The organism is Burkholderia sp. PAMC 26561, assembly GCF_001557535.2.
Taxonomy (GTDB): domain Bacteria; phylum Pseudomonadota; class Gammaproteobacteria; order Burkholderiales; family Burkholderiaceae; genus Caballeronia.
In genome coordinates, this window is the sequence record NZ_CP014309.1 from 67140 (window position 1) to 83252 (window position 16113).

The window sequence follows — 16113 nt, forward strand, 5'->3', positions numbered from 1 at the left end:
TTCGAGTGGCGGTCCAAGCGCCGACGCTCACGGAACGTATTCGCGGTGCTCCTCGGCTCAAGCGGCAAGCCGATACTGGTAATACGGCTGATGACGATCGTCGAGAATGGCGTATTGAGCCGCCAGGTTGGTCGGGTCTGGATTGAGCCAGGCGTTTATGTTCTCGGGCTTGATCGGGACGATACAGCGGTCGTGACCGGCGAGCGCGTTTCCGCTGGGGGATCGTCGGTGACGGCCGCAAACGACAACAGGTTTGGCTCACCTTTGCCTGTCCACTTCGACCAGAGGCAAGCGATCAACATGTCCTGCGGCGGATTGGGCTTGAACTCGAGCACGAGGTTTTCCTCTTTCTCGCCTTCAGCCAACTCACGAGACTCGACGCGGTGACGGGGTACGTTTTCATAAAACGCGCTCACCAGCATCAGGCCGTGTGTGTATCCGAAGAGGCCCTTCCAGAAGCCTTCGAGGTTGTCTCTCCTCGCGTTGTACGTTCCGGGATACTTGGTGTCGTAGAACGCCGGCTTGCCGGCGGGACGACATTGATACCGCATTGGCTTCACCACAAGCTGACCATTTTCGACAACCATCACCGGCGCGTATTGCCCGGGAAAGATCCGTGAGTCACGGTCCTTCAGCTCAGTCCGGTTGAAGTCCTCCAGCTTGCCGCGGATCCAAGCGATCTTGTCGGTCGCAATCCGCTGGCTTTCGGTCGCCGCTTTGGTGGTCTTTGTCAGCAGCGTACGCTCGGCATCGGCCAGCCGCGTGCGCTGTTTGAACAGGTCCTCTTCAAGCTTCGCCGTTTGGCCAGCCGAAAACTCGACGATCGCTTCTTTGATGCGCGCCTCAGCATCCGTTTGCGGCAGCAGGAACGGCGCTTCCATTCCCTTGGGAATTTTCGATTTGCTGCCACTTCGGCGGTCCCAAAACAGTCGAAAAAATTCATCGATGTCGATGTCCGCGCCATACACGTGCACGTATTTGCGATAGTCCGCGGTGATCTGAGCCGAGTAACACATGACGAATGCTCTCCATCTCTTGTTCGTGAACCATGATACCCGCGTGGCCGGCGCTGGTCGAAGAGGTGATCACCCTTTCACTAACCAGTCCTATCGCACAATGGGAAGCGCTGCCCAGTCAGACGTGTAGGCGGGACTGCGCCTGTCCTGATTCATGTGCCATGTTCTACGCTGCTCAACCGCGCCGACCTTCAATGTCCCACGTCCGTACTTGTCGTTGATCGCATCAAGTGCAACCATCATCTTCGCTTGCCGACTGGCATCGCGACCGAAGAGCTCGCCTTGCTCAATCGACGTTGATTGCAACTCGTGAAGCAGCACCCCGGCCTTCGCATACCGGAAACCCTCCCGATAGATCTGACGCAGCCCGAACAACGCCGAGTCGACCAGCGTCAAGGTGTCCGACGTCGCTGAAACGAGCGGAACATTGATGGCGCGACTGTACTGCGGGTCGTCGCGCTTAAACGGACTCGTGCGAATAAAAACCTGAACCTGATTGGCGTGCAACGCTTGACGACGCAATCGCTCGGCTGCTGTCGCGACAAATTGCGTGACGGCCTGCGTCAGCTCATCGAGTGTATAGACGACATGACCGAAGCTGCGCGAGCAAAGCACTTGCTTCTGCGGCTGCCCCGCATCTTCAAAGCCGTAGCACGCGATGCTATTGAGCTCGAGCAGAGTCCGCTCGAGCACTACGGAAAATTGCTTGCGAATGAACGAGGGGCTCACGCGTTTGAATTGCAGCACCGTTTCGACACCCATCTCATGCAGACGCGCGCCAATCTTGCGGCCGACGCCCCAGACCTCGCCAACGTCCACGCTCGCAAAGATACTGTCGCGCTCTTCTGCCGTCAGTATTCCGATGTCACATACACCATGCCAGACGCGTCCCACATTCTTCTTCGCGATGTGGTTCGCCATTTTCGCGAGCGTCTTCGTGGGACCGATGCCGATGCACGTGGGAATGCCAATCCATTGCAGCACCTGCGCGCGGATCTGAAGGCCATAGGTTGTCAGGTCACAGCGAAACCCGCCTAGGTCGAGAAAACATTCATCGATCGAGTAGATCTCCTGGACCGGCGAATACTGGCCGATCACTGACATCATGCGGTCGCTGAGATCTACAGCGCGTAATTTGAGCTGAGTGCGATAAGTCCGTTGGTGCGCTCGAGGTCGCGAATCTGGAAATACGGCTGCCCCATTCCCACTTTCAAATTTTTCGCTTCTTGCGATCTCGCGACTGCACACCCATCATTGTTGCTGAGTACGACGACAGGTTTTCCGATGAGCGACGGCCTGAAACACCGTTCGCACGAGACGTAGAAGTTGTTACCGTCGATGAGCGCAAAGGTGGTCATCGACGTTTCTGCGGATGCAGCAGCTGACGCAAATTCCACGTGACCACACCCCATACGCTCATCTCCTGCCCTTCGACGAACGTGATCGGGGGATAGAGCGGGTTCGCGGCATGCAGACGAACGACCCCCGAGCGTTTGTACAAGCGCTTGACCGTGAACTCATCATCGACGCAGGCAAGGACCACTCGACCATGCACCGGCTCGATTGAACGGTCTACGATCAACCGGTCGCCATCAAAAATCCGGGCATCAATCATCGAGTCCCCTTCGACCTGGAACAGGAATGTAGCGATCGGGTTGAGCACGAGCACGTCATTGAGATCGATGCGCTTTTGCGTATGGTCCTGCGCCGGACTGGGAAAGCCTGCGGGCACCTTCGCCAGCACTTCGATGAGAAATGAGCCTGCGGCGTCGGCGGTGATGGGAATCGGGCGGCTCATGGACAGACAGCACTGTATGGATGTACAGTATTCGATAACCGGTTTTGAAACGCTGAATTGCCCCTTTTTAGTCGATTGCGGAGGCTGTTATGGATATGCTTGTTCGACGAAAGCATCCGATGCCGGAGATGGCGGCCTTCGTCGCGGAACTGCGAGCGGCCTTCGGCGACTCGGTGGACGAAGCGGTGTCTCGCGGGAAGAGCGGCGAGCCAACGTTTTACGCGCGGGAAAACGGGCGCACGGTCGGTACGCCGCCAGCAGACCATCACAACGCACGGAAGGCGTCCGAAGACGTTCGCGCTCGTCACTATTGCGACGGGTGTGACGGAAGCTGCATCGGAACCGCGATCAGGTGCAGTCAGCGCATGACCCAAACGATGCAAGTCCAACAGAAACGCTAGACGAGGAGTTGCATGTTTGTAGAGAATGAACGGCGCGCAGAATTGCTGTGCTTCCTGGTCGTGACCGCTGCAGCGTCGCATAGCTTGACCAGTGAATGGCGGGTCGACCACGTGGTCGAGAGTTGCCGGCTCTGGCTCAGACGAAACGCTGTAAAGATGCCGTGGCTTGAGCGAGTCAACCTGGGGCAGCTCGCGTTACGACTCGCGAGACGCGACCTGTTTAAAGCCAAGGTCGTGATCCGGCAGGCGCACGTTCAAGCATTGTTCACGGGAGATATGGCGTTGAATCTATCAAGCACCATGGTTCAGGTGTCTTGGCCATCTGCGCGGACGCTATTGCGCAGCGCTCTTAGCAGTATGGTCACAACCAACAAAGTCTATTCACCGCTCGATGCGTGAAGCGTCAAAACGGTCTCGACCAGCAGTGGGGCCGGTCGTGGGATATATTCTCCGCAAACGGAGCGGAAGATGATGAACGCAGAACTGATCGATATCCCTAGACAAGAATTGGTCCATCTACTCGATTACATGGTGTGGGAAATGAAACACCGAGGACGCGCAGATGTAGTGACTTGGCGCGACGAACTGTTAGCTCGGGTAGATGGTGAGACGCAAGACGTGCTGCGAGCCATTGCAGTTTGCGACGACTACCTAGCGCCGGAGGGGTCGGTGGAGGGTCGACTCGCTCAAGCAAAGGCGTGGCCCTCCCTAGACCCAAAGTGATAGTTGCCAGCAAAGCGGCGACCGCTTCAGCAGCACATTGTCTTTAGCCGATTAGTCGGCGAAGAGTTCTGAAAAAATTGTCTCGTAACGGGCATTGGCTCGAGTTCGACAATCCTAAATCCAAGCGACTCATAGCGTCGCGTTTCCCGAGCCGCAGTCAAACCGAACACAATTTCGAATGCGACGCTTGGGGGCGCCGGCAGTCCGAAGCGCATCGCACAGCTCGAGGCCTTGAACAACGACTCCAGCCGAACGCCCGTCTAGAAGTTGGCCACGGGTACGGGTACGTGAACATGTCCACGTTTAGCCGTGGGCGCGACGCCGGTGAGCGGTATATGCTGAGCTCTGCACCGGCGGGTCACAGAGACTGAATGGCCGCAATCACACGTTTGCCCAGTTGTTGCGTGTTTGCCTCAGTCCCGCCCTCATACAGCGTCGAGATTCTCAACTTCTGTGCAAGTATTCGAAGCACTGGCATAACGGGCGTTACCGGGTGCCCATCTTGCTCCAACTCGATGGGGCCATTCGCCATCCGCTTGAGGACATAGCCATCGTAGGTCTCCTCCTCATTGGTTGATGAGGCCGGCTCCCAGGACACTTCGTTGGAATTTCGTAATAGTCCTCGAAGTAACTCGGCGGCTTCGAGCGTTCGCCCAGCCCAAGCACGTGACAACGCATAGGTAGCCCCGCCAAAGAAAAATACCTCGTCGGGTGCGAAAAAATAACGAAGCTTCTTGCCCGGGAAGGCAGCCTGAAATGCTGCTTCGTCCCCGTGGCCAGACACAGATATAAAGAGGTCCCGCTTCCGCTAAGAGATTTCCTCGCGAATCCGGTCAGGCGACACATTTTGATTGATGGCTTCTCGCACTATGCAAGCATCAGTCTGCGTTTCGGTAGATTCGGAAAGAATAGCTCGCCAATCGTTACATCGTATCGTGTGGTGTCGCGAGTAGTATTACGGGCGTTGTCCTGCTCTATCGATTTCTCGCGCAAAGCCACCGTGTATTGAGCAGCTTCCGGCAGTGGGATAACCTGCTGGACGTCCAGCAAAACCCGCGAATCAACGGCGTGAGGACGCATTTGTACGCATCGGATGTCCATCTTCCCTTGCTTGTTTAGCCAAAGGACCGCTGTTGTAAGTTCCGACGAAAAGTTCGCCGACGCAAGTACGATACGCACGGTGTCTGTGAATACGATAGGCCCCTCATCGACCTCCAAGAATTCGCGAATCGCTTGCTCCGGGTCTTCACCCGACCCATTGTTCGTTAGATACTTGCGGTGGGCGGCCACTGCTTGTTCGAATCGCATTGTGGAAATCATCGCCGCATATCGCAACGCCTGCAGGTCCATATGGGCACCCTCGTCGCGCTTCAACTCGACAACTACCAAGTTCGCGTTCTCATCCACGCATAGCAAGTCGATTCTGCGATTTGCTCCAGCCCAATCGCCGAATTCTTCTGCAAGTACCTTCGTTCGCACACCGGGCGTGATGGCTTCGATATGTGTGCGGACCGCACGCTGAATATCGGTCCTTTCACGCAAGCCGAGATTTCCGAAGGTGCCCAGCGGGATTGGCTGAAGACCAGCGCCGGAGATTTCGAATAGAGCCATGTGATTCCAGTTTTCTAACGGGCAATCGTTGGTTTATCTATTTGCTGAATGCCAGGAGCGCAGCCAGCTGTCTGGATTTCAAAACAGCGTCAAGTTGAACAGTGCGAGTTTGGTTCGCTGCAAAATGCATGCGAGCAGTGCCCAGCTTTTCGGTCTTGCTGAACATATCATCCATCAGCACCTGGTCAAGTTCGTCGACGTTGGGAAGCCGCCGCACATCGGCTCTTCCAGTGTCCCATGCAATCTGCACACCATCTGGCGCTTCATAGATGTGGATTTTTCATTATCCGCAGGTATATCGCGTTGTCGTAACACGACCTGTCCGCGTACGGACCGCCTCGCGCTTCTCCTGTCATGTTCCAGAAGCATCCCCTCGCCACCCATGTTTTCTGTCACAACCGATGCCGACTCGTTTGAATGTGTTGATTTGCCCTTGCTTTTGCGGAGCTCCCTATTGCTCATTAACCTTACCGGTCTCGGCAATCGCTGCAAGCGCAACACTCTGGTCGGCGTACCACCGGATTAGGCATTCGCGCTCATGGCATTGGTGCTCACGGTAATTCCACTGGGCCCGAGTCCGCTCTCTGAATGCAGCTGGGTCATCCGCAACGGCTTTTGCCTTGGCATAGATTGCTGCCAACTGAACATCGTCCGATGCCAGCTCGGCGTCGCTGCAAATGATGTGCTCGGCGACAGAACGAGCCTTCGTGCAATCAAAACTGGTTTGCTGGAAAGAGGCCGCCGGAGCTGTGTCCGTCGCCACCGAATCGCCTACAGCGGGCACTGCGCCGTTTTCCTGTGCCCAACCCGACAGCGGTGTCGCACGCACAAGCAGGTCAGGCCATGGGTACACCTTTTTGAAGGCGTTATCCGCGGAATTTAGCGTTTGCTTCAAGACCATAACCCCTTTGCCGGTCGCTTCATTGATGGCAAAAGCGGCCTGCTCAGTGCTGCACTCATGTTCCTTGCAACCCTGCGCGACCAGATAGCCGCCTTGCGACTGGATGCCCGCTGAGTTGGTCACGGCGAGCCGTTCAGAGATTTTTTTCCAGTCAGATCGCGAAATGCCGTTGAATGCAGAGCGGAATCGTTTGTCGTTCACGACGTCAGAAGGATACTTACCAACAAGCCAGCTGAAGTCCTGGACCGAATGAGCTGCAATAGGTGCCGCGACCGTGCTAGCAGCGGGCACCGCGCCATTAGTACCGGAGGTGGCCTGCGTTATCGCGTCGGACTGGAGCGTCACCTGCTCACCCTCGCCATGAAGAGCGCTATGGTGCGAATACATGATGAGGGTCAAGACAACCGCCACCACGGTAACTGCGGCGGACGCCGCCGCCTTGAGCGGAACGTGGTCATTGCCCGAATGGACCGCTGGCCGCGGCGTCACCTCCACTGTAAGTTGGGACTCAAACCACTCGCTCGCCTCCTTAATAGCGGCGGAGGCCACCGCCTTCTTACGCGTGAAACTGAATGTCTTGTATCCACCGTAGGCAAGCGCAAATCCTGTCAAAGCGAGCCCCATAGGCACGCTAAGGACAGCCATTAGGAAACATCCCAACAGCGCCGCAAACAAAGGACCAACAAATCTAGGGACTCTTGGCCACGCCTGCACTCTGACCAGAAGTGCGCTCGCGGCTGCCTGCAGTTCGCCGCGAAGTCCACGAGCCGCCGCACATTTGTGCTCCAACTCGTAGAGAGCCAGCATCGCTTTCTCTTTCTCGGCAAGCGAAACCGTACCAATATCTATGGCCAGCTTGATGGCTTTCGTTGTCAGCGCCCAGTCTTGAGCGAGTGTGTTGAGGAACGGCCGGTGCTCCTCGAGCGTTACCGCATCGCCGATGTCAGCATCGTGAACATAAACGCCATGCGAGAGAAAATACTGTAGTAACGCACTCGTTGTGCGTGACTGCACCTTGTGAACGAAATCCTGCGTGGCCTGTTCCCTTTTTGATAGATTCTCAGTATTCATATATCCAGTACCTGTGTTCGCAGGTGCGTAGTGAATCTCCCGACGGTTCTTTTTCTCGCCCTTCAAACTTGTCGTATATCTGATTCCGGTACCCGGAATACTTGTGGTGATGCGTCCACGTGTGTTGTATGTGAAGCCCTTTCCACCAAGAGACGTGCTAGTTCCGCTCTTGCTGAGATTGATGCGAATACCGGGCGCAATTTTTATACTTTTCCTGAAGCCCCAACCCATGTCATCCCCCGAACACCTTGTCCAGCGAACTAATGCCGCCTGTCCGACAAGGCAAAATTCTGCCCGTTGTTCCGACGGCCGTACACTTAATGTGCCGGCCGTCGGGCCAATTTAGTCTCAAGCTTCAGCGTTCGGAGAGATGGCCTTCGTCGCATCTAGCCAAGCCATTTCCAGGCGCGCTCTGCTGCCCGCGTTAAGTTTGCGAAGCCCAACTTCCCGGGCCATCGCCGGCACGCCAGATTCTTTGTCGTGCCCCACTCGCATCATGTCAAACGCGAGTGCGCGAAGTTCAGCAAGCGAAACCTCATCGACTGACCGTGCTGTGCCATCGACGGGTCGTCTGAATCGAATCTGCGTTTCGGCGAAATCATCTTTTGCACGGAAAAACGTGCCTACATCCTCTGGGTCGCTGCTGCAGTGCTGCAAAGCCAAGCGTACGACCCGGTCCTGGATTTTCGCGCCCGTCCGAACCCAGCCATGAGCCCGTGCAATGCGACGCGCGAGGACTTCGTCGCGAACTGGTCCTTCCACTCGTACGACGTGCTCAATCAAGCGCAAAAGCGTCGGGTTATAGACGATGTCGAAGAAGGCGTTAGCATCAACGGCGTAACCCTCGAGCGTCAAATCGACCTCAACGAAACGTTCCTCAACCGAGTCGGCTAGATTTGAAACGGAGGCATTTCGAGCGTAAGTGACAGGAAGCACGGTAGCGTCAACTGCGGCATCGACGTCCGACGAAATATGGGCCGCCTCGGCCGAGTGACCCACCTGTTCATCCGGCATTGCCATAACGTCCGCGATGACCTGCTCCGCAAGGACTGTCGCCTCCTGCTCGGTCTGCGCTCGCTTCGCCCGCTGTTCGGCGAGCAGTTCCTCAAGCTGGCGATGAATCTTTTCGAGGGTTCCCTGCATATCAATCCACCAGTCGGTCGACCAGATACGCAGAATGTCCCAGCCTAGCCCGCGCAAGACTTGCTCACGCAATTTGTCGCGGTCGCGTGCGGTTGCCGAACGATGATAGGTCGCGCCATCGCACTCGACACCGGCGAGGTATCGTCCAGGTGCGTCCGGGTCGACTACGCCAAGGTCAATCCGGAATGCAGAGACGCCGACTTGCGGATGCAAAGTCCACCCCCTTTCGGTGAGCGCGTTCGATACTGCTTTCTCAAACGGACTCTCGAAGTCTCCGAGGCTGCCTGCGACGGCCTCGCCTAACGCACGCGCACCACGGTCTGCGAACTCCAAGAAGTGCTTCAAGTCACGAACCCCGAGGGCCTGGCTTCTCGACAAGTCCATCTGCTCCGGACGGAAGCTACTGAAAACACGAAGCTCCTGTCTTGCACGGGTAATAGCGACATTTAACCGGCGCTCGCCGCCCTGCTGATTCATGGGGCCGAAGTTCATCGGCATGTTTCCGTCAACCCCCGGGCCGTAGGTCGTTGAGAAGTACATGATGTCCCGCTCGTCGCCCTGCACGCTCTCCAAGTTTTTCACAAACACTGGTTCGAGCTGCGTTTCGAGAAAGAAGTGCTCAATGGAGGGGTCCCTGCGGCGTTCTTCGTCGAGCAAATCCTCAATGAGCGATTGCTGTTCAGAATTAAACGTCACGACACCGATGGTCAAGCCGCTGTCGTGGAAACCAGGTGCTTTCATCTTGCCGACTAGGTCAGCTACAAGGGCTTTGGCTTCTGGCTTGTTTGTCCGCGCGCCGCCGCGCTCGTACTGACCATTTGCAACATGAGTGAAGCTGACAGCACGGTCGTTTGTGACCGGACTCGGGAATGTCACCAACCCTCCGTCGTAGTAGCGATGATTCGAGAATGCAATCAGGCTTTCGTGGCGGCTACGGTAGTGCCACGACAACTTCATGGTCGGCAGATTGGCACCGATACACTCTTCGAGAATACTCTCCAGTTCGGTCTCGACGTCCGTGTCGTCAATGTCCGATTCCGCGCGGTCAAAGAAACTCGTCGGCGGCAGCTGTTTGGGGTCGCCAACCATGATGACCTGCTTCGCACGCGCCATCGCGCCAATAGCGTCCCACACTGGAATCTGTGATGCCTCGTCGAAGATGACAACGTCAAAGTTTGCTGTTTCAGCTGGCAAATACTGTGCAATCGACAACGGGCTCATTAAAAGGCACGGCGTCAAGCGCATTACTGCACTCGAGGCCTGAGACATCAATTCCCGCAGAGGCAGGTGCCGAGTCTTCTTTTGCATCTCGTAGCGCAATAGGCCCCATTCAGAGCCTCGCGAGACACGGTCCGGTGAAGGATGTCCCGCGGACAGCTGCGCACGTACCCATGCCTGAGTTAGGCCAATGAACCGTTCATCAAGCTCACGGAAATCCCGAATGCGTTTCTCGTGCTCTGCGGAAACAAATGTACGCAACACGTCGTCGACGTCGACGACCGCGTTCAACCACCATCGGCAGTAATCGGTCTCAAACGCCTCCTTCACGCGCTCCAACCGGACTGCGCCTTGTTCAACACCAGCCACGAGCGGAGCAAGCCCCAACGCAAGAGCCGATGCGCGGGTCTTACGCCACGCACACCAGGCATTCAACCGATTCGAGCTAGCCAAGACGTCGCTTGCACGTGCGGCCAGTGCGGTAGGGATAAGTGCACCCAGAGTCGCGACATCAGAACTCGGCAAGCCGCTCGCGACTGTGAATTGCGTCACTGCCTGATTAAACCCCTTTAGTGCCTCGGCATACATACGCCCGGCAGCCGCAATCGCGCCCGTCGGCTCAAGCAGAACATTACTATCGCCCAGCAGCAATGCAATCGGGCTCTTTACCGCCGCCAGCGCATCAGGCGAATTTGCCATCAATGCAAGCGCGCCCGATAGCGCCTCGAAGAAAATAAGCGCTGGTTCGATTGCCTCCAATTTTGTCTGCAGACCGTTCCATAGTCCGCCGGTCTTCGCGGGGAGGTCGTCAAACTCCTTGAGACGAGCACCGAGCGCAACCACGTCGCGCATCTTCTTGAGGTCCGCCGACGCGACGGCACCAGCACTGCCGCGTTCGATAACGCTGAAGTCCTCGTCCTGCCAATAGCTGCTAGCCACTGCTGCTGCCAGCGCACCCTGAAAGACGACGTATGTCTTCGCGACAGCCAAATCCGTTTTATATCCAACCCAAACGCCGTCTGTCTGTTCCTCGAGTCCGGAAAGGCGATTGATTAACTGGTCAATCTGACGAAGTTCTCTGATGCGAGCGAGGTCTTCACGCGCCGTCTCGCCACACTGACCCCGGCTAACCGGGTCAAGCCCAACATCTTCCCAAGCCGCGCGTATGCGAGCCTGTTCGAGGGCAGTTTGGAAGCCAAGGGAAGCCCGCGCGACATCAAGTTCCGTCTTCAGTCCCAGCCATGCGCCCGATGTCGGCAACGACAGTTCGTCGAGCGCTTTAATTTCTTCTTGAAGTGAATCAATCTGCTTGAGACGTTCGATGTCACCGCCAATGTCGGGCTCGCCTCCGCCGGTCGACAGGTCCACGAGTTTCTTCAAAAGCGAGCGGCGGCGCATCATGCTCATCGGCCAGGACGAATCCTGCAGCTCCCGCCACTCGAGCTGGAGTTGCTGAACCGTTGCCGTCGAAATACCGTCTTTGTATTTGAGTGACAGTTGGTCAACCACGTCCTGGCGCTTTCGCAGCAGCTCAATGCCGGCGGAAAGCCGTGACCTTAGCGATTTGTTCCACGGCTGGGAAAGCTGCGAATGAAGTTCGTGATAACGAGTGAGCTGAACGATACCTTGTCGCACATCCTCCAAGACCTGGTTGCCCCGCGGCGCTGAAAGTGAAGCGTGCAGTTCGCGGTGTCGTTCGACCAATGGTTTCGCGACGCGCAGATAGTCTGCAATTGTTTTTGCATCCGGACGCAGAACGAACTGCCAATCGTGCCCAGACGCAGACGGCAGAGTCGCAGCCATGAGGCGCAGGCCTTCCCTAACACGGGTGTCGAGAACAGGTGGCGGTAAACCGATGGCGACCCTCAGTTGCTCAGTTGCCGCTTCGAAACGGGCGACCCCCGGGCCAATGGCACGAGCCGAATCTAGCAGCGCGGCTTGCCACAGCGGCGACCACTCAGTCTGAACCACGTGAGCGAGTGGGCTCGACGTCAACTGCCCCTCTCCCATCAATTTCGCGTGAACATCCAGCAGCTCGGCCGTCTCACGCAGCGTTCGCATTGCAACTGAATCGTGAACCCTAGCAGATGGCCATGAGAGCTGTAGAACTGGCATGTCATGCCAAGCAACGACGCGTCCAATCGCCTCGTAGACGCTTAGCCCGTTCGGGTATCGAAGATGCAAACGTTCGACATAACCATTTAGCTGATTTCGCAATCCCTCAAGCCGTGCAGCTTCCGCATGCCATTCATCAGGTTCCAGAGCGGCAGCAGAATCCCACGATGTACGCAGCTGTTCGAGAACTTCCGTCTTACGTGCTTTGTTGGAATGTAGTTCGAGGCAGAAGTTGCCAAGACCCACTTCGGCGAGTCGGCGATACACTACATCTAGCGCCGCCATCTTCTCCGAAACAAAGAGCACACGCTTTTTTTCCGCCAGACATTGAGCAATCAGATTCGAGATAGTCTGGCTCTTCCCCGTTCCCGGAGGTCCGATGAGAACAAAGTCTTTCCCCTTGCTTCCTGCCACGACTGCTGAAAGCTGCGACGAGTCGGCCGGCAGCGGGCAGAAAGTGCTCTCCACCGGAAGCTCCACGTCGAGTCTTCTCGCGTCCGGAAACTCAACCGCGCTCTCATAGGAATCGCGCGGCGTTTCGATGAGGTGCCGCACGACCGCGTTCAGCTTTAGTTGCTCGGTTCGCTCCGTCAAATCCTTCCACATCAAGTACTTTGCGAACGAAAAGGTAGCCAAGACAACGTCCTCAACGACTTCCCATCCCTTGATGTCCTTGATAGCGCTGGAGACCGTCTTCCATATGCCCGCGACGTCCAAACCGGAATCATCCTTCGGCAACTCCGTGTCCTGGATGCCCAGTTCCAGTTCGAAATCCTGACGCAGCATTTCGATAAGGGTCGGGTTGAAGCGCGGCTCGTCGTCGTGCAACTTGAGGCTGAACCCGGAGCGGGCGCTGCGTCGCTCAAGCGACACTGGGACCAGGATAAGTGGCGCCCGGTACTTCTTGTCATCTTTCGCGTCACGAGTCCAGGACAGGAAGCCCAGCGCTAAGTACAACGTGTTAGAGCCGCCTTCCTGCAAATTGGTACGCGAGGTACGGAAAAGCTCAACGAGTCGCGTGTCCATCTCGTCCGGCGACAGTCCGACAAAAACCTCTTTGCGCTTTAAAGCATCTAACGCGTGGGAACGCCGGATGTTTTCGCGCTCACGCGCTTCGTGAATTGCCTGGCTACGAGGGTCGTTCCCATCCATTAAGTCCGGGCGCGTAAGCAACTTGATGACGTGACCTTCGGCTAGAATATCCTCAAGGTGACCCGGGTCAGGTGCATCCAGCTTCAATGATTTCTTGCCAGCCTTGAAGCTCAGCAGGTTGTTTCGAAGCGACAGGTCAAGAAGCTTCCGCTGCCAGCGGATCAGTCGGTCCTCTGGGCGTTCGACAGCCTTGTCGTCCGCAGAATTCTCCAGGTCTTCTGGCAACTCCGGAGAATCCTCAAGTCCGCGTTCCAAATTTGTTCCTTCCGTGCCAGCCGTCCCTCGCTCAACCACCTGCTCGCTGGCAAGCGGCTTGATGCGTTGCAGTCGAGCGCGGCGAATGTCAACAGCCATGTGAAAACTGCGTTCGGCTTCCTCGGAGATTTGCTCGTCACCATTCCCGATGGCGAAGCTGAAAGCCGGGTAAGGTCGGTGCGTGAGCATCGTCGACTCGAATACGACCATTTCCTTCAGCTTCACACGTTTGCGTAGTGCAGTCACATCATCGACAACAGAGGTCGAGAACTCTTCCGCTTTCAGCCAGACGCCCGGGAACGCGTGACCGTCAGTAAAGACAAGGACAGCGTTGAGTCCTGCCTGCTCAAGCGCAGCGCACACAAATAGTGCGAGGTCGAGACAAGTGCCAAGGCCCGAGTCGACAATCTGACTGGGGCTGCGTACTTTCTGTCCGAACTGTTCGAAGCTAGCCGGGGGCACCGCATAATCGAGCCCCATCGACCCAATTGCGCTCCATATAGCGGAAGCCAATTCCCAGGCCCGGCGCGGCCCTTCCTGATACCCGTTAATCGCGCCCGACTTGCCGGCTTTGTGGAGTACGTCTGCGGCTTTCTTCAAAACCCGCTCTATCGCTGGTTCATTCGGTTGAACGAATGCCGCGACCATATCAGGTAAAGCCGAGAGGCCGCCCCATTGATTGCGCGGCAACAGTTCAACGGTAGATTCAAGCGAGGCGAGCTCAACAGGCTCTACCAACCCCGTCGTAAGCCTGAAGGTTATGACCGCCCGTTCCGATTCGGTCAACCGACCTAGAAGCGCCCCGTCCAACGACAGGTCGAGGTCGCGAATGCGCACATCCGTCCCAGCCGCGATATGGTCCAAGTGCCACGTCTTCGGTTTGAAAAATGAGGGTTCCGACGATGCGGTTAGCCTCAACTGCTCGATATCGTCGTCGGTCTCATTGGCAAGCGAGAGTTCGTGGACAATAGGGACGGCGTTCTGGAAGTCGGCCAGATTTATCTTGCCAGCGAGCGTGGCTTTAATCTGCACGCAATGCGGCTCCTCCGGCGTTTCTGCCGGCTCAACAATACTCTCGTCCATCTGGCCCCCATCGCTGTGCTTGTATGTCTTCTATCAGTTTGATTATGTCGTCAGCTAGCCGTGACCCATATGCCGAGAAGGCACGCAGAATACGGGCTTTTCATGGAATCGGCGCCGGCAAGGAACACCTGTTTGTTCCTAGTCTCCGCGTTTACCCTAAATTCAATTCAGGCCGCCGAATACGCAAGGACACAAATGCCATCTTCAACTCGCTCAAAGGTTCCGGAGACAAACAATGCCGCCACTTTCTGTGGATGACAGAGCCGCTACGCATGCTTCGGCTCGACAGCGTATCACCCTGGTTATCGGCGCTAAAGCCGAGAACATTAGGGCTGACTTGTGGGTATAGACGGCTTGCAAAGCAGCCGCACACTTGGGCGTGCATTACAAGACTTGTAAGAAAAGGCATACGATAGTTGCGATACAGCCGACGGAACACACCATGTCTCAGAAAATGCATATTCCCGTGCGCTCGGATTCGCATATCCCATATTTTCAGCGGTCGATTCACTTGCAACTACGGTCCGCGTTCGGGCGCCGCGAGTTCATATGCTCGCTTCGGACCGAAGACGCAGCCGGTCGCAGCCTTCCGGTCCGCTCCATTACTTGCAAAACTGGAAGAACTGCTTCACTTCGCTCGTACTAGCTCGGCGACAACATTTTGCAAGTGCCACGGACTAGCCTCGCTATATGACGCATACCGAGACCGTCTATTCGCGGGCCATAAGACCGGACGTAATCTCACTCAATACGAAAGACCCGCGTCAGACGATGGCAAATCCACATTGTCGACATTCCGCCGAAAGCGGTACGAATTCCGTCCGTCGATGACCGCGCGATTGCTTACACGCCATCGCGCGTACGTTCTGGCTTGGGATGACAAACGGCGGCTGAGGCTGAGCTATGGCGACCTGACCTGTTGTTGAGCCGAACTCGCAGCGACGGAGCAAACCGTGAAGAATCATTAAGCAATATCTGACTACACGAGCGCACGGGTCGAAGCCTCAAAATTACTGGCGCGGGTGGTTGTCGAAGGAGCTGGATGCCCAATTGATCCGCTTTTGATTTTCCCTGTGTCAGCGTCCGGATACTCAACGTAAAGCCATGAGCCTTCTATCTTCAAGCCCAGGACGACCTTTCCAAAGGGAAGCCGATCGACCGTGGGCGACTTGCTCTTCGCATTCTGGTGAAACGACAGTTGATAAGCCGTCGTGAAAACGAAGGCGCTGTCGGTCTCCCGCCGAGAACAGGCCCATACCCCTACTGAATGTTGTAACAGGTTCTTGCTCGATCAGCCGGATGTTGTGTGGGCGAACCGTCGAATGGGGTATCCAATGCAAGAGAGGAAGAACTGCACGGAACAAAGCACCAAGATTCACCCAGATTGTTGCGGGCTACGGAATTACATGCCCATTCCTAAATTGCGGTGAAAACAGTACGCCACGCAAAGCGCGAATTACCTAAGCCTCAAAATTCCCGATATGATTGATGGCGCATTCCGGGAAGCGCTAGCTTGGGTAACGCCGACGCTGAGTTGAATAAACCTTCCGTACTTCGATGTCTGCCGTGCTCTAGCGCGGTAGCAGCATATTCGGTCGCCAAGGCTTACATTCTCGATAAAAACAA

General features: G+C 56.3%; 8 protein-coding genes and 1 pseudogene. 1 reads left to right on the top strand and 8 read right to left on the bottom strand.

Features of this window, described 5'->3' with window-relative positions:
* Window positions 1–57: 57 nt before the first annotated feature.
* From AXG89_RS27025 to AXG89_RS27035, 4 genes and pseudogenes are all read right to left on the bottom strand, one after another.
* Window positions 58–1016, bottom strand: a pseudogene (locus AXG89_RS27025) (SOS response-associated peptidase family protein).
* 90 nt (window positions 1017–1106) lie between these two features.
* Window positions 1107–2123: a Y-family DNA polymerase gene (locus AXG89_RS27030; protein WP_335671979.1), complete on the bottom strand. Its 1017-nt coding sequence runs from the start codon at window positions 2121–2123 to the stop codon at window positions 1107–1109.
* 14 nt (window positions 2124–2137) lie between these two features.
* The gene (locus tag AXG89_RS44420; RefSeq protein ID WP_335671990.1) at window positions 2138–2428 is read right to left on the bottom strand and encodes a Y-family DNA polymerase; all 291 of its coding nucleotides are present in this window, start codon (window positions 2426–2428) and stop codon (window positions 2138–2140) included.
* Window positions 2371–2814, bottom strand: coding sequence for a LexA family protein (locus tag AXG89_RS27035; protein ID WP_056361248.1), 444 nt, complete (start codon window positions 2812–2814; stop codon window positions 2371–2373). Before AXG89_RS27035 ends, AXG89_RS44420 begins: the two co-directional genes overlap by 58 nt.
* 89 nt (window positions 2815–2903) lie before the next feature.
* Between AXG89_RS27035 and AXG89_RS43415 the strand changes: the two genes are divergently transcribed.
* A complete protein-coding gene (locus AXG89_RS43415; protein ID WP_062173980.1) occupies window positions 2904–3215 on the top strand; it encodes a hypothetical protein in 312 nt (103 codons plus the stop codon).
* Between the two features lie 1081 nt (window positions 3216–4296).
* Here the strand turns inward: AXG89_RS43415 and AXG89_RS43420 are convergent.
* The 4 genes from AXG89_RS43420 to AXG89_RS27070 all read right to left on the bottom strand — a co-directional run bounded on the left by AXG89_RS43420 (window position 4297) and on the right by AXG89_RS27070 (window position 14487).
* A complete protein-coding gene (locus tag AXG89_RS43420; RefSeq protein WP_236873523.1) occupies window positions 4297–4722 on the bottom strand; it encodes a hypothetical protein in 426 nt (141 codons plus the stop codon).
* 83 nt (window positions 4723–4805) lie between these two features.
* On the bottom strand, window positions 4806–5549 hold the full coding sequence (locus AXG89_RS43425) for a hypothetical protein (RefSeq protein ID WP_236873522.1): 744 nt from the start codon (window positions 5547–5549) through the stop codon (window positions 4806–4808).
* Between the two features lie 451 nt (window positions 5550–6000).
* Window positions 6001–7752 (bottom strand): DUF4236 domain-containing protein, encoded by a 1752-nt coding sequence (locus tag AXG89_RS27065; RefSeq protein ID WP_062173975.1) that lies wholly within the window; start codon window positions 7750–7752, stop codon window positions 6001–6003.
* A gap of 117 nt (window positions 7753–7869) precedes the next feature.
* Entirely contained in the window at window positions 7870–14487 is a 6618-nt protein-coding gene (locus AXG89_RS27070) for a DUF3320 domain-containing protein (protein WP_062173973.1), read from the bottom strand.
* Between the last annotated feature and the right edge of the window lie 1626 nt (window positions 14488–16113).

What these genes read in the sequence shown, in the direction of transcription:
- AXG89_RS27030 (WP_335671979.1), bottom strand. Translation starts at nt 2,123, where the DNA reads ATGATGTCAGTGATCGGCCAGTATTCGCCGGTCCAGGAGATCTACTCG.
- AXG89_RS44420 (WP_335671990.1), bottom strand. Translation starts at nt 2,428, where the DNA reads ATGGGGTGTGGTCACGTGGAATTTGCGTCAGCTGCTGCATCCGCAGAA.
- AXG89_RS27035 (WP_056361248.1), bottom strand. Translation starts at nt 2,814, where the DNA reads ATGAGCCGCCCGATTCCCATCACCGCCGACGCCGCAGGCTCATTTCTC.
- AXG89_RS43415 (WP_062173980.1), top strand. Translation starts at nt 2,904, where the DNA reads ATGGATATGCTTGTTCGACGAAAGCATCCGATGCCGGAGATGGCGGCC.
- AXG89_RS43425 (WP_236873522.1), bottom strand. Translation starts at nt 5,549, where the DNA reads ATGGCTCTATTCGAAATCTCCGGCGCTGGTCTTCAGCCAATCCCGCTG.
- AXG89_RS27065 (WP_062173975.1), bottom strand. Translation starts at nt 7,752, where the DNA reads ATGGGTTGGGGCTTCAGGAAAAGTATAAAAATTGCGCCCGGTATTCGC.
- AXG89_RS27070 (WP_062173973.1), bottom strand. Translation starts at nt 14,487, where the DNA reads ATGGACGAGAGTATTGTTGAGCCGGCAGAAACGCCGGAGGAGCCGCAT.